13 protein-coding genes and 1 pseudogene are annotated in these 13,809 nt (G+C 72.0%); 3 read left to right on the top strand and 11 right to left on the bottom strand.

The features are described 5' to 3' along the window. Window positions 1–243 precede the first annotated feature (243 nt). The 7 genes from truB to rimP form a co-directional block, all read right to left on the bottom strand. On the bottom strand, window positions 244–1,149 hold the full coding sequence (gene truB, locus ABEA26_RS23055; protein WP_345595069.1) for a tRNA pseudouridine(55) synthase TruB: 906 nt from the start codon (window positions 1,147–1,149) through the stop codon (window positions 244–246). Further along, window positions 1,146–1,637, bottom strand: coding sequence for a 30S ribosome-binding factor RbfA (rbfA, locus tag ABEA26_RS23060; RefSeq protein ID WP_345595071.1), 492 nt, complete (start codon window positions 1,635–1,637; stop codon window positions 1,146–1,148). The genes truB and rbfA overlap by 4 nt, the downstream gene beginning before the upstream one ends. A 50-nt stretch (window positions 1,638–1,687) precedes the next feature. Further along, window positions 1,688–1,981 carry a DUF503 domain-containing protein gene (locus ABEA26_RS23065; protein WP_345595073.1) on the bottom strand — a complete coding sequence of 98 codons (294 nt, stop codon included), beginning with the start codon at window positions 1,979–1,981 and terminating at the stop codon, window positions 1,688–1,690. Between the two features lie 155 nt (window positions 1,982–2,136). Next, complete coding sequence (gene infB, locus ABEA26_RS23070) at window positions 2,137–5,259, bottom strand: translation initiation factor IF-2 (RefSeq protein WP_345595075.1); 3,123 nt, start codon at window positions 5,257–5,259, stop codon at window positions 2,137–2,139. Window positions 5,260–5,432: 173 nt separating this feature from the next. Beyond that, window positions 5,433–5,714 (bottom strand): YlxR family protein, encoded by a 282-nt coding sequence (locus ABEA26_RS23075; RefSeq protein WP_345595077.1) that lies wholly within the window; start codon window positions 5,712–5,714, stop codon window positions 5,433–5,435. A gap of 167 nt (window positions 5,715–5,881) precedes the next feature. Then, a complete protein-coding gene (gene nusA / locus ABEA26_RS23080; protein WP_345595079.1) occupies window positions 5,882–6,898 on the bottom strand; it encodes a transcription termination factor NusA in 1,017 nt (338 codons plus the stop codon). 2 nt (window positions 6,899–6,900) lie between these two features. After that, window positions 6,901–7,446, bottom strand: coding sequence for a ribosome maturation factor RimP (gene rimP / locus ABEA26_RS23085; protein ID WP_345595081.1), 546 nt, complete (start codon window positions 7,444–7,446; stop codon window positions 6,901–6,903). Between the two features lie 230 nt (window positions 7,447–7,676). Here rimP and ABEA26_RS23090 point away from each other — a divergent pair, with 230 nt between their 5' ends. The 3 genes from ABEA26_RS23090 to ABEA26_RS23100 are packed head-to-tail and all read left to right on the top strand — an operon-like array spanning window position 7,677 to window position 9,721. Continuing rightward, the gene (locus ABEA26_RS23090) at window positions 7,677–8,228 is read left to right on the top strand and encodes a hypothetical protein (protein WP_345595083.1); all 552 of its coding nucleotides are present in this window, start codon (window positions 7,677–7,679) and stop codon (window positions 8,226–8,228) included. Beyond that, window positions 8,225–8,770 carry a ferritin-like domain-containing protein gene (locus ABEA26_RS23095; protein WP_345595085.1) on the top strand — a complete coding sequence of 182 codons (546 nt, stop codon included), beginning with the start codon at window positions 8,225–8,227 and terminating at the stop codon, window positions 8,768–8,770. The genes ABEA26_RS23090 and ABEA26_RS23095 overlap by 4 nt, the downstream gene beginning before the upstream one ends. Window positions 8,771–8,809: 39 nt before the next feature. Next, complete coding sequence (locus ABEA26_RS23100; RefSeq protein ID WP_345595087.1) at window positions 8,810–9,721, top strand: aminoglycoside phosphotransferase family protein; 912 nt, start codon at window positions 8,810–8,812, stop codon at window positions 9,719–9,721. Between the two features lie 183 nt (window positions 9,722–9,904). Here the strand turns inward: ABEA26_RS23100 and ABEA26_RS23105 are convergent, their stop codons facing one another. The 4 genes and pseudogenes from ABEA26_RS23105 to ABEA26_RS23120 all read right to left on the bottom strand — a co-directional run. Further along, on the bottom strand, window positions 9,905–11,608 hold the full coding sequence (locus ABEA26_RS23105) for a proline--tRNA ligase (protein WP_345595089.1): 1,704 nt from the start codon (window positions 11,606–11,608) through the stop codon (window positions 9,905–9,907). A 74-nt stretch (window positions 11,609–11,682) separates the two neighbouring features. Continuing rightward, window positions 11,683–12,234 carry a GNAT family N-acetyltransferase gene (locus ABEA26_RS23110; RefSeq protein WP_345595091.1) on the bottom strand — a complete coding sequence of 184 codons (552 nt, stop codon included), beginning with the start codon at window positions 12,232–12,234 and terminating at the stop codon, window positions 11,683–11,685. Window positions 12,235–12,369: 135 nt separating this feature from the next. Further along, complete coding sequence (locus ABEA26_RS23115; protein ID WP_345595093.1) at window positions 12,370–13,218, bottom strand: GNAT family N-acetyltransferase; 849 nt, start codon at window positions 13,216–13,218, stop codon at window positions 12,370–12,372. A gap of 160 nt (window positions 13,219–13,378) precedes the next feature. Further along, a pseudogene (locus tag ABEA26_RS23120) lies at window positions 13,379–13,809 on the bottom strand (flavodoxin-dependent (E)-4-hydroxy-3-methylbut-2-enyl-diphosphate synthase); the annotation flags it as partial.

Below are 13,809 nucleotides of genomic sequence, written 5' to 3' on the forward strand. Positions count from 1 at the left end.
CCCCGCGTACACCCGTGCTGTGTGTTCGACGGTAGGCGCGTGATGATCAGCAGGACAGATCCCGTGGCGAACGCGCCCCCTTCCACTCCCCCGGTTCACTCCGAGCGCCTGCCCGGACGGGTGAACAGAAGGGGAGGGTTGGATACACCCTTGGGTGGGGGAACCGAGGGGGGACCGTGGAGCGGCGGCAGTGGAGTCCCCGTGTTCGCCGCTCCACGGGCGGGGAGGTGACAGTGCGTCGGCTCAGCCGAAGATGGCCAGGCTCTTCGCCTTGCCCCTGTGCTCCTCCACGAGCGCGAGGAAGCGGCCCTCGGGGTCGAAGACGGCGACGGCACCGGCGCCCGCGTACGTGTCGGGCATCTCCAGCCGTACGCCGTTGGTGACCAGCCGGGCGCGCCTGGTGTCCACGTCCCAGCGCGGGAAGGCGGCGGTGGCCGCGTCCGCGATCGGCATGACGGTCAGTTCCTGCTGGTGCTGGTCCAGCGTCCTCGCGGCGTCCAGTTTGTACGGGCCGACGCGGGTGCGGCGCAGCGCGGTGAGGTGGCCGCCGACACCGAGGCCGGCACCCAGGTCACGGGCGAGGGCCCGGATGTAGGTGCCGGAGGAGCAGACCACCGAGACCACCAGGTCCAGGACCGGGGTGCCGTCCTCGGCGACGGCTTCCCGGACGTCGTACACCTCGAAGGAGGAGACGGTGACGGGGCGGGCGGGGATCTCGAACTCCTCGCCCTCGCGGGCCCGCTTGTAGGAGCGCACGCCGTTGATCTTGATGGCGCTGACCTTGGACGGCACCTGCATGATGTCGCCGGTCAGCTGGGCGACGGTCGCGTCGATGGCGTCCCGGGTGACCTTCGAGGCGTCCACCGACCCCGTGATCTCGCCCTCGGCGTCGTCGGTCGGCGTCGTCTGTCCGAGCCTGATCGTGCCCAGGTACTCCTTCTCGGTGAGGGCGAGGTGCCCGAGGAGCTTGGTCGCCCGTTCCACACCGAGGACCAGGACGCCCGTCGCCATCGGGTCGAGCGTGCCGGCGTGCCCGACGCGCCGGGTGCGGGCGATGCCCCGCATCTTGGCGACGACGTCGTGCGAAGTGAAGCCCGACGGCTTGTCGACGATGACAAGGCCGTCGGGCGTGGGGTGCTTGTCGGTCATTTAGCGGTGTCGTCCGTCTCGTCGGTGTCGACGGCCCCGGCGGCCTCGTCGGTCTCCTCGTCGGACTCGCCCGGCTTGCGGTACGGGTCCGCCTCCCCGGCGTACGCGGCGCCCGCGGACACCTCGCGCACCTTCTCGTCGGACTGGCGCGCCTTGTCGAGGAGGTCCTCGATGTTCCGGGCGGTGTCCGGGAGGGCGTCCATGACGAAGGTCAGGGTCGGCGTGAACTTCACGCCCGCCGCCTTGCCGACCTCGGAGCGCAGGATGCCCTTGGCGCTCTCCAGGCCCGCGCTCGCGGCAGCCCGCTCCTCGTCGTCCCCGTACACCGTGTAGAAGACGGTCGCCTCCCGCAGGTCACCCGTGACCCGGGTGTCCGTGATGGTGACGTGCGAGCCGAGGCGCGGGTCCTTGATCCCGCGCTGCAGCTTCTGGGCCACCACCTCTCGGATGAGGTCCGCCAGCCTTTTCGCCCGCGCGTTGTCGGCCACTGGTCCGTCTCCCGTTCTTTCTTCTTCTGCGCTTCTCGCGCGTTTCCTGGTCAGTCGTCGTCGCCGTGGATGCGCCGTCCGACGGACAGCAGCTCCACCTCGGGGCGGCCCGCCACCAGCCGCTCGCACCGGTCGAGTACGTCGGAGAGGTGCCCCGCGTCGCCGGACACCATGGCCAGGCCGACGACGGCCCTGCGATGGAGGTCCATGTGCTCCACCTCGGCCGCGCTCACCGCGTACTTCCGCTGGAGCTCGGCGACGATCGGGCGGACGACGGAGCGCTTCTCCTTCAGCGAATGTACGTCGCCGAGGAGGAGGTCGAAGGACAGCGTCCCCACATACATGTCTGCAACCGGTTCACCCGCCGGCTCGGGATCGATGGCCCCGCCATCCATGTGGCGGGGACATCAGAACCGTACAACGAACGGCCGGGGCCGATCGACGGAGTTTACTCTCCGCCGACCGGCCCCGGGCCGCACCGTCTGCAGAAGTCGGGCTGTTACACCCGCGGCTTCTCGCGCATCTCGTACGTCGCGATGACGTCGTCGACCTTGATGTCGTTGAAGTTTCCGAGGTTGATACCGCCCTCGAAGCCTTCGCGGATCTCGGTGACGTCGTCCTTGAAGCGACGCAGGCCCACGATGTTGAGGCTCTCCGCGATGACCTTGCCATCGCGCAGCAGGCGCGCCTTGGTGTTGCGCTTGACCTCGCCGGAGCGGATGAGGACACCCGCGATGTTGCCCAGCTTGGACGAACGGAAGACCTCACGGATCTCCGCCGTACCGAGCTCGACCTCTTCGTACTCCGGCTTGAGCATGCCCTTGAGGGCCGCCTCGATCTCCTCGATCGCCTGGTAGATGACCGAGTAGTACCGGACGTCCACACCCTCGCGCTCGGCCATCTGCGCGGCACGCCCTGCGGCGCGCACGTTGAAGCCGATCACGATGGCGTCGGAGCCCATCGCCAGGTCGATGTCGGACTCCGTGACCGCACCGACACCACGGTGCAGGACGCGGATGTCGACCTCTTCGCCGACGTCCAGCTGGAGCAGGGAGGACTCCAGAGCCTCGACCGATCCGGACGCGTCGCCCTTGATGATCAGGTTCAGCTGCTGGACCTCGCCGGCCTTGAGCACCTTGTCCAGGTCCTCCAGCGACACGCGGCGCGTGCGCTTGGCGAACGCGGCGTTGCGCTCACGGGCGGCTCGCTTCTCGGCGATCTGACGGGCCGTACGGTCCTCGTCGACGACGATGAAGTTGTCGCCCGCACCCGGGACGTTGGTCAGGCCCAGGACCTGGACCGGAGTCGACGGGCCGGCCTCGGCGACGTTGTTGCCGTTGTCGTCGAGCATGGCGCGCACGCGGCCGTAGGCGTCGCCCACCACCATCGTGTCACCGACCCGCAGGGTGCCTCGCTGCACGAGGACCGTCGCCACGGCACCGCGGCCGCGGTCGAGACGGGACTCGATCGAGATGCCCTGCGCGTCCTGCGTGGGGTTGGCCCGCAGGTCGAGCGAGGCGTCGGCCGTGAGGACCACGGCCTCCAGCAGCGAGTCGATGTTCAGACCCTGCTTGGCGGAGATGTCGACGAACATGGTGTCGCCGCCGAACTCCTCGGCCACCAGGCCGTACTCGGTCAGCTGACCGCGCACCTTGGTCGGGTCGGCGCCCTCGACGTCGATCTTGTTGACCGCGACGACGATCGGGACGTCGGCCGCCTGGGCGTGGTTGAGCGCCTCGACCGTCTGCGGCATGACGCCGTCGTTGGCCGCGACGACCAGGATCGCGATGTCGGTCGACCGCGCACCACGGGCACGCATGGCGGTGAACGCCTCGTGACCCGGGGTGTCGATGAAGGTGATCTTGCGATCCTCTTCGTTGACCTCGGTCGCGACCTGGTAGGCACCGATGTGCTGGGTGATGCCGCCGGCCTCGCCCGCGATGACGTTCGTCTTGCGGATGGCGTCGAGCAGTCGGGTCTTACCGTGGTCGACGTGACCCATGACGGTCACGACCGGCGGACGGACGACCAGGTCCTCCTCGGAGCCCTCGTCCTCGCCGAACTCCAGGTCGAAGGACTCGAGCAGCTCGCGGTCCTCCTCCTCCGGGCTGACGATCTGAACCGTGTAGTTCATCTCGCCGGCGAGGAGGTGGAGCGTCTCGTCGGAGACGGACTGGGTCGCGGTGACCATCTCGCCGAGGTTCATCATGACCGCGACGAGCGACGCCGGGTTGGCGTTGATCTTCTCCGCGAAGTCGGTGAGCGAGGCACCGCGCGACAGGCGAATGGCTTCGCCGTTGCCGCGAGGCAGCATCACGCCGCCGACCGACGGGGCCTGCATGGCCTCGTACTCCTGGCGCCTCTGCCGCTTCGACTTGCGACCGCGACGCGCGGGACCGCCGGGACGACCGAAGGCGCCCTGTGTTCCACCACGGCCACCGGGGCCGCCGGGACGACCGCCGAAGCCGGGACGACCGCCGCCGCCACCGAAGCCGCCACCACCGGGACGACCGGCGAAACCGCCGCCGCCACCGGGACGACCGCCGCCGCCACCGCCGCCGGGACGACCGGCGAAGCCGCCGCCACCACCCGGACGACCGCCGCCGCCACCGGGACGACCGGCACCGGCCGGACCGCGACCCCCACCGGGGCCACCGCCGGGACGCGGGCCGGCAGCGGGACGCTGCGGCATCATGCCGGGGTTCGGACGCGGGCCGCCGCCGGGACGGGGACCGGCGCCCTGGCCGCCCTGCGGACGCGGCATCGAGCCCGGGGTCGGGCGGTTGCCGCCCGGAGCCTGGGGACGGGGGCCGCCGCCCTGGCCGCCGGGAGCCTGCGGACGGGGACCGGCGCCGGGAGCACCGGGACCACCCGGACGCTGACCGCCCTGCGGACGGGGCGCCTGCGGGCGTGCCATGCCGGCGTTGCCGCCGGAGGTGAAGGGGTTGTTACCCGGACGCGGGCCGCCGGGACGGCCGGGACGCTGCGCCGGGGCGCCGGGACGCTGGCCACCGGGGCGGCCCTGGCCACCCTGCTGGCCTCGGTCCTGACCGCGTTCCTGGCCACGGTCCTGACCCGGACCGGACGGACGACCGCCGGGCTTGGGGGCACCGGGACGCGCGCCGGGCTTCGGTCCGGCCGGAGCCGGAGTCGAGGCGGCCGGTGCGGCAGGTGCGGCCGGAGCAGCCGGTGCGGCCGGCGGAGCGGTGAACTCCGGCGCGGCCGGCGCCGGACGCGGCGCGGGCTTCGGGCCCGGCGTCGGACGCTGACCCTGGGGCTGGCCCTGGGACGGCGCCGGCGCGGGGGCCGACGGAGCCTCGGGCTGCTGGGCAGCCGCGGGCTTGGGCGTGGCCGGCGGCCGCGGGGCGGCCGGGCGGGCCGCCTGCGCCGGGGACGGCGCGGCGGGCCTGGGGGCCGCCTTCTTCGGGGCCGCGGGACGACCGGCGGACCGGCCGTTGCCACTGCCCTGCTGGAATGCGTCTGTCAGCTTGCGTACTACGGGCGCCTCGATCGTCGAAGACGCCGAACGGACGAATTCACCGAGCTCCTGGAGCTTGGCCATGACGACCTTGCTCTCGACACCGAACTCCTTGGCGAGTTCGTAGACCCGGACCTTAGCCACTTCGCTCCTCTTAGGTCCGGGTTGCGTCCGGACCGTCGCTAGTTCATGGGCGTACTCATCGCGTACTCATCGAGTGCTCATCGCAATCTCGACCTGCTTTCACTTCGCGAGGTACCGGGCCGCACGGGGATCCGCGCGGCTCTCTTCCTTGGCACGTTGCTCACATGCTGCTGTCAGCAACCCTGTGCCTGCTCGACGTAGCGGCGCAACGCCTTTACGTCGAGCGGCCCCGGGACGCGGAGCGCCCGCGGGAACGCCTTGCGGCGCACTGCCTGGTCGACACAGACCGGTGCGGGGTGCACGTAGGCACCCCGGCCGGGCAGCGTACCGCGTGGATCGGGGGTGCAATGACCCTCGACCGCCACAGTGCGCAACAGCTCGCTCTTGACCGCTCGCTCCCGGCACCCCACGCAGGTGCGCTCAGGGCATGCTCGGGTACGTGTCCGGCCAGACACTCTTAAGTCTACCTCCCCGGACCGACCTCACCCCTTCGGGGCAAGAATCGAACGCATACCGCACGCAAAGCTGTCGTGATCTCAGCGTCGTGCGGCTTGGATCTATTCCCCGCGGCCCGTCGACGACCGGTCGGACCGGTGCCCGACGACCCTGCCGAGCACCGCTCCTACGACCGCTCCGACGACCGCTCCGACGACTGCTCCGACGACTGCTCGGTGTCCGGCCGGATGTCGATCCGCCAGCCGGTCAGCCGGGCGGCGAGGCGGGCGTTCTGGCCCTCCTTGCCGATCGCCAGCGACAGCTGGTAGTCGGGCACGATGACGCGTGCGGAACGGGCCGCCATGTCCACGACCTCCACCTTGGAGACGCGGGCCGGGGAGAGCGCGTTCGCCACCATCTCGGCCGGGTCGTCCGACCAGTCGACGATGTCGATCTTCTCGCCGTTCAGCTCGCCCATGACATTCCGCACCCGGCCGCCCATGGGGCCGATGCAGGCGCCCTTGGCGTTCAGGCCCGAGCGGGTGGAGCGTACGGCGATCTTGGTACGGTGGCCGGCCTCGCGGGCGATCGCGGAGATCTCGACGGATCCGTCGGCGATCTCGGGCACCTCCAGGGCGAAGAGCTTCTTCACCAGGTTGGGGTGCGTGCGCGACAGCGTCACGGACGGACCGCGCACGCCCTTGGCCACCCGCACGACGTACGAACGCAGCCGCGTGCCGTGCGGGTAGGTCTCGCCCGGCACCTGCTCCTGCACCGGCAGGATGGCCTCGAGCTTGCCGATGTCGACGAGCACGTTCTTCGGGTCGCGGCCCTGCTGGACCACGCCGGTGACGATGTCGCCCTCGCGGCCGGCGTACTCGCCGAGCGTCGCGTCGTCCTCGGCGTCGCGCAGCCGCTGCAGGATGACCTGCTTGGCGGTGGTGGCGGCGATACGGCCGAAGTCGGACGGGGTGTCGTCGAACTCGCGGGCCTTCTGGCCCTCTTCGAGGTCGTCCGGGTCCTCCTTCGCCCACACGGTCACATGCCCGGTCTCCCGGTTGAGCTCCACGCGCGCGTGCCGACGGCTTCCCTCGGTGCGGTGGTAGGCGATGAGGAGAGCCGACTCGATCGCTCCGACCAGCAGGTCGAAGGAGATCTCCTTCTCCCGCACCAAGCCCCGCAGGGCGCTCATGTCAATGTCCACGGCTACGCCTCCTCGTCTTCCGTTGTGTCGTTCGTGTCGTTGTCGTTGTTGCTGTTCTTGCTGTTCTTGGTGTCCTTGCGGCTGAACTCGACCTGGACGCGTGCCTTGTCGATGTCGCCGAAGGCGAGTCTGCGGGTGGTGGCCTTGCGGCCCTTCACTCCCGGCACTTCGAGGTCGAGTCCGTCGTCGTCCACGTCGAGGATGCGCGCGACCAGTTCCCCACCCTCGTGGAGCTGGAACCGCACGAGGCGGTCCGTGGCGCGCACGTAGTGGCGGTGCTCGGTGAGGGAGCGCTCCGCGCCCGGGGTGCCGACCTCGAGGGTGTACTCCCCCTCGCCCATCGCGTCGGTCTCGTCGAGCTTCGCCGAGAGCGCGCGGCTCACATCGGCGATCCGGTCCAGGTCCGCACCGGTGTCGGAGTCGACGACGACACTCAGCACACGCTTGCGGCCGACCGAGTCCACCGCGATCTCTTCGAGGTCCAGGCCCTGGGAGGCGACGAGCGGCTCCAGCAGCTCTCGCAGCCTCTCGCTCTGGGTGGTGCTCATCCGGGTGACTCCTCGGCCGCGTGTGCTGTTGTGGGACGGTGCGCGTGTCTGGTCAAAGGGTATCCGGTCCCGAGGGGTGTTGCCGTCCACCCCGGGCACGGCGGTGCCGATGAGTGGTGCCCGGGCGGGGCCCGGGTACCGTGATCACGGGCAGGCCGCACCGCGGAGTCCCGTCGCGTCGCCCGTCGCTTTGCCTTCGCTTCCGTACGAGCCTGTCGAGGACGTCTGCCGTGTCGTTTTCCTCATCGCCGCGCCTGCCCTCGGGGCCGCGCCGAAGAACCCTGCTCGCGTCGGCCGCCGGGGCCGCCCTACTCGTCGGCTGTACCGGCGGGTCGGACTCCGGCGGTACGGAGGGCGATCCGCCGGCCGACGACCGGGCACGCGCGCGTGCGGCCCGGGACAGCGAGGAACTGGCCGGGCGGTACGCGGCGGTGACGGCCGCGCATCCGGGACTGGCGGAGCGGCTGCGGCCGCTGCACGCCGAGGTCGTACGGCACGCTGAGGCGTTCGGCGCCGTGCCCGCGGCCTCGCCCGGGGCGTCCGGCCCGTCCGAGGCATCGCCCTCGGTCTCCGCGAAGGCCGCCGGTCCTGGGGATGGTTCCGGCGCCGTGCCGACGACGGAGAAGGACGCTCTGGCCCTGCTCGCCGCCACCGAGCGGGAGCTGGCCGACCGGCGGGCCGAGGCGCTGCTGGAGGTGCCGGGCGAGTTGGCGCGACTGCTGGCCTCGGTGGCGGCCGCCGGGGCGGCGCACGTGTATCTGCTGACGGAGGCTGACGGGTGAGCGGGTCGGAGAAGCGGGAGCTGGACGCCCTTCAGGCGGCACTGGCGGCGGAGCACGCGGCCGTCTACGGCTACGGGGTCGTCGGCGGACGGATCGGCGAGGAACGGCGCACCGCGGCACGGACGGCGTACGACGCTCACCGGGCGCGGCGGGACGCGCTGGCCCGCGAGGTGCGCGACCTGGGCGGCAAGCCGGTCGCCGCGGCAGCCGGGTACGCGCTGCCCTTCGCGGTGCCGGACTCGGCGGCGGCGGTACGGCTGGCGGCCGAGCTGGAGGACCGGGTGGCCGGGGTCTACTCGGACCTGGTGCGGGCGGCCGAGGCGGACCGGCGGGCCACGGCGGCCGGGGCGCTGCGCGAGGCGGCGGTCCGGGCGGTTCGGTGGCGGGGCGGCAGCGTAGCCTTCCCAGGGCTCGCCGAACGGTCCGACAGCACGTCGAAGCCGGATTCGGCTTCGGGCTCCGCTTCCGAGGCGGCATCGGGCACGGCAGCGGGCCCCCCGGGCCAGGACACGGCTTCCGCTCGGGCGACTCCGACTGCGTAACACGTACGGCTGCCCGTACGGGAAGGGAACGGCTCGCGCATGGCTTTCGAACCGCCGCGGCGTCTGGTCAGGGCGCTCGGTGAGACGGCACCGGACGGTGACGACTGGTTGGAGAAGCTGCCCGGAGCGGCGGAGCGGGCCGTCGCGCTGCGCGAGTTGGCCGTGGATCGGGTGCAGGTGCCCGGCGGGCGCAGCAGTCTGGTGGTCCTGGTACGGACGGCCGACAAAATGCCCGCGGTGCTGAAGCTGGCCCCGCGCCGGGCGCGCCCGGAGAGCGAGCGGGCCGCGCTCGCCCACTGGGGCGGGCTGGGCGCCGTACAGCTGCGCGGGGCGGAGACCGAGGCGGAGACCACGGAGGGCGTGCTGCTCCTGGAGCGGTTGCATCCGGACGTGTCGGTGCGGTCGCTGCCGGAGGCCAAGGCGCTGCTGGAGGCCGCGGGCACGCTGCGGCGGCTGTGGGTGGAGCCGCCCGCCGGTCACCCCTTCGAGACCGTGGCCGAGCGGACCGGGCGGCAGGCCGAGGCCATGCGGGCGGGAGCGGTGGCCGACCCGCAGGTGGCGCCGCTGGTCGACGCGGCGCTCGCGGCCCGTGCCGAACTGCTGGCCGCGCCGCCCGAACAGCGGCTCCTGCACGGCACGTTCCGGCAGAGCAAGGTGCTCGCCGGTGACCGGATGCCGTGGCTGGCCGTGGGTCCCGACCCGGTGGTCGGCGAGAACGCCTTCGATCTCGCGCGGCTGGTGCGGGACCGTGTGGAGGACCTCATCGCCCAGCCGTCCGGCGCCTCGACGACCCGGCGCCGCGTCAAGCGGCTCGCGGAGTCACTGGAGGTCGACCAGGATCGGCTGCGCGGCTGGACGCTGTTCCGTGCCGTCGAGTCGGGGGTACGGGCCCGCCGGGTGGGGCGGAAGCAGGACGCGGAGCTGCTCCTGGAGTTCGCGGGCTGGCTGTAGCCGGCTGCCGCGGGGCCTCACGGGCGGGCACCGCGCGCGCTGCGGGCGTGCGGACAGGCAGACAGGCAGACAGGCAGACAGGCAGGCGGACGGACGCGAACACCGCGCGGGTATGCCGCAGGGGGCGCCCGTCGAATGTGGGCGCCCCCTGCGGCGTCAAGGCGTCGGGGTGTCGGGCCGACCTCAGGCCGTCAGGCGGGTGACGGCCTCCTCGACCGTCACTTCCTCGCGCTCCCCGGTGCGGCGGTCCTTCAGCTCGACCACGCCTTCGGCGGAGCGGCGGCCGGCGACCAGGATCTGGGGTACGCCGATGAGCTCGGCGTCCGTGAACTTGACGCCCGGGGAGACGCCGGCCCGGTCGTCCACCAGGACGCGGACGCCGGCGGCGGACAGCTTCTCGGAGACGTCGAGGGCCAACTCGGTCTGCAGGGCCTTGCCGGCGGCGACGACGTGGACGTCGGCCGGGGCGACCTCCTTGGACCAGACGAGGCCCTTGTCGTCGGCGTGCTGCTCGGCGAGGGCGGCTACGGCGCGGGAGACGCCGATGCCGTAGGAGCCCATGGTGACGCGGGCCGGCTTGCCGTTCTGGCCGAGGACGTCGAGCTTGAGGGCGTCGGTGTACTTGCGGCCCAGCTGGAAGATGTGGCCGATCTCGATGGCGCGGTCCAGCTTGAGACCGGTACCGCAGTTCGGGCAGGGGTCGCCGTCCCGGACCACGACGACGTCGACGTACGCGTCGACCTCGAAGTCACGGCCCGCCACGACGTTCCTGGCGTGCGTGTGCTCCTTGTTGGCGCCCGTGATCCACGCCGTGCCCGGGGCCACGCGCGGGTCGGCGATGTACTGGACCTTGTCTCCCAGGCCCTGCGGGCCGACGTAGCCGCGGACCAGGTCGGGACGGCCCACGAAGTCCTCGGCGGTGACCAGCTCGACGGCGGCCGGGGCGAAGTGGGCCTCGACCTTGTCCATGTCGACCTCTCGGTCGCCGGGGACGCCCACGGCGACGATCTCGCCGTCCACCTTGACGAGGAGGTTCTTCAGGGTGGCGGAGGCCGGGACGCCGAGGGAGGCGGCGAGGGTCTCGATGGTGGGGGTGTCGGGGGTCGGGATGTCCTCGGCGGCCGGTGCGTCCGCCGCGTCCACGGGCTGGAGGGCGTAGGTGATCGCCTCGGTGTTGGCGGCGAAGTCGCAGTTCGGGCAGTCGGCGAAGGTGTCCTCGCCGGCCCCGGCCGGGGCGAGGAACTCCTCGGACTTGGAGCCGCCCATCGCGCCGGCGGTCGCGGCGCAGATGCGGTAGTCGAGGCCGAGGCGCTCGAAGATCCGCTGGTAGGCGGCGCGGTGCAGGTCGTAGGACTCGGCGAGGCCCTCGTCGGCGACGTCGAAGGAGTAGGAGTCCTTCATCAGGAACTCGCGGCCCCGCAGGATGCCGGCCCGGGGGCGGGCCTCGTCACGGTACTTGTTCTGGACCTGGTAGAGGATGACCGGCAGGTCCTTGTACGAGGACGCCTGGTCCTTCACCAGCAGGGTGAAGATCTCCTCGTGGGTGGGGCCGAGGAGGTAGTCGCCGCCCTTGCGGTCCTGGAGGCGGAACAGCTCGGGGCCGTACTCCTCCCAGCGGCCGGTGGCCTCGTAGGGCTCGCGCGGCAGCAGGGCGGGGAGCTGGACCTCCTGGGCGCCGATGGCGTCCATCTCCTCGCGGACGATGCGCTCGACGTTGCCGAGGACCTTCTTGCCGAGCGGCAGCCAGCTCCACAGGCCGGCGGCGGTGCGGCGCACGTACCCGGCGCGGACCAGCAGCTTGTGGCTGAGGACCTCGGCGTCCGCCGGGTCGTCGCGCAGCGTCTTCGCCATCAACTTCGACATGCGCTGGACCGGTGCGTTGGCCATGGTTCTCGTGTCTCCTGCTACGTAAGGGTGGTGGCTAGGAGGTTAGCCGGGTGGTCCAGCCCGGCGGAAATCGGTTATGTGCCGCCGGGCCTGTCCCGGGGGCGGCACAGGGGCAGCGGGGCACCCATCACCGCGTACGGCTTGGGGGCGCTGGGGAAGAGAACCTGGCGGGCGAGGTCCTGGTAGCCGAGGGAACGGTAGAGGCCGCGGGCGGGGCTCTCGGTGTCGATCGCGGAGAGGATCGAACGCGGCTCGGCGGCGCTGTCGGTGATCGTGGTGATCAGGGAGCGGCCCGCGCCGCGGTTCTGGTGGGCCGGGTGGACGTGGAGTTCGGTGATGACGAAGGAGTCGTCGAGCCAGGCGTCGTTGCCCTGGGCGCGCAGGCAGGGCTCGACGACGGTGGACCACCAGTGGGAGCGGTCGTTGGGCATGCCGTAGACGAAGCCGACGAGGTCGCCCGCGACGGTGGCGCCGAGTGCTCTGGCGCCGGGGTAGGTCATGTGGCGCAGGACGATCTGGCGGCGGACGGCCACCTCGTCGGGGCCGAGTCCGAACGCGGCGGCCTGGACCGCGAGGGCCTCGTCCACGTGCGCGGCGAGGTCCAGTGGGCCGATCACGACGTCCATGTGCGGGAGCCTAGCGCTTTGCCGGCCGGGGCCGGGTGTACGGGTTGTCGTCAGGGTGCCGGTTTCGGGAGCCGGTCATGGGCGGCCGGCCGTGTCCTGTCGGGAGGGCATGCCCTGCGGGAAGAGCGCGCCCCGTCAGAAGAGCACGCTCATGAAGGCGCCCACCTCTTGGAAGCCCACGCGGCGGTACGACCGCCGTGCCGCCGTGTTGAAGTCGTTCACGTACAGGCTGGCCACCGGGGCGATGTCCGCCAGCGCATAGCGCAGGACCGCCGCCATACCCGGCGCCGCCAGGCCCTTGCCCCGGTACTCGGGGGCCACCCATACGCCCTGAATCTGGCAGGCGCGGTCGGTGGCGGCGCCGATCTCGGCTTTGAAGACGACCCTGCCGTCGGTGTCGAAACGGGCGAAGGAACGGCCGGAGCCGACGAGTTCGGCGACCCGGGCCTGGTAGAGCAGGCCGCCGTCGCCCGCCATCGGGGAGATGCCGACCTCCTCGGTGAACATCGCCACGCAGGCCGGCATGATCCGCTCCATCTCGTCCTTGCGGACGCGGCGGACGTAGGGGTCCGGGGTGATGTCGGTGGGGACGCGGTCGGTGACCATGAGGGGCTGTCGGGCGCGGACCTCGCGGGCCGGGCCCCAGCCCGGTTCGAGGAGCCGCCACAGCTGGGCGGTCGTGTCGGCGGGGCCGACGATCGAGGAGCAGCGGCGGCCCGCCCGCCGGGCGCGGTCGGCGAAGGCGCGGACGGCGCGCGGGGTGGCACAGATGGGGACGAGGTTGGCGCCCGCGTAGCACAGGGAGGTCAGCATGCCGTGCTCGTACCAGCCCCACATCTCGCCGCCGAGCCGCCACGGGTCGAGGCCGGCGATCTGCACCCGGGCGGTCACGAAGGCGTTCGCGACCGGCTCGCGGTCGAGGACGGCGAGCGCGGCGTCCAGGTCGCTCGGTTCGAGCACGCGGGAGGTGGTCTGCGTCAACACGTGCGGGGGCCTCACCCTGAGATCTGCTGGTCCCCGCACTGTACCTGTCGTGCATATGCCGCGCCGCCCCCCAGGGCGACGCGGCATATGAGGGACCGTTCAGCCCGCCGTTCAGCCTGCCGCCGGTCCGGCGGCTCGGCCGGCAGGCCGGTCCGGCGGTTCAGCCCGCGACGGAGACCGAGGGCTCGCCGGAGGTCACGCCGTCGGCCTCCATCTGCTCGGCGATCTTCATGGCCTCCTCGATGAGGGTCTCCACGATCTTCGACTCGGGGACGGTCTTGACGACCTCGCCCTTGACGAAGATCTGGCCCTTGCCGTTGCCGGAGGCGACGCCGAGGTCGGCCTCGCGGGCCTCGCCGGGGCCGTTGACGACGCAGCCCATGACGGCGACGCGCAGCGGGACGTCCATGCCCTCCAGTCCGGCGGTGACCTCTTCGGCCAGCTTGTAGACGTCGACCTGGGCGCGGCCGCAGGAGGGGCAGGAGACGATCTCCAGGCCGCGCTGACGCAGGTTCAGGGACTCCAGGATCTGGATGCCGACCTTGATCTCCTCGACCGGCGGGGCGGACAGGGAGACGCGGATGGTGTCGC

This window comes from Streptomyces marokkonensis, assembly GCF_039539045.1.
GTDB lineage: Bacteria > Actinomycetota > Actinomycetes > Streptomycetales > Streptomycetaceae > Streptomyces > Streptomyces marokkonensis.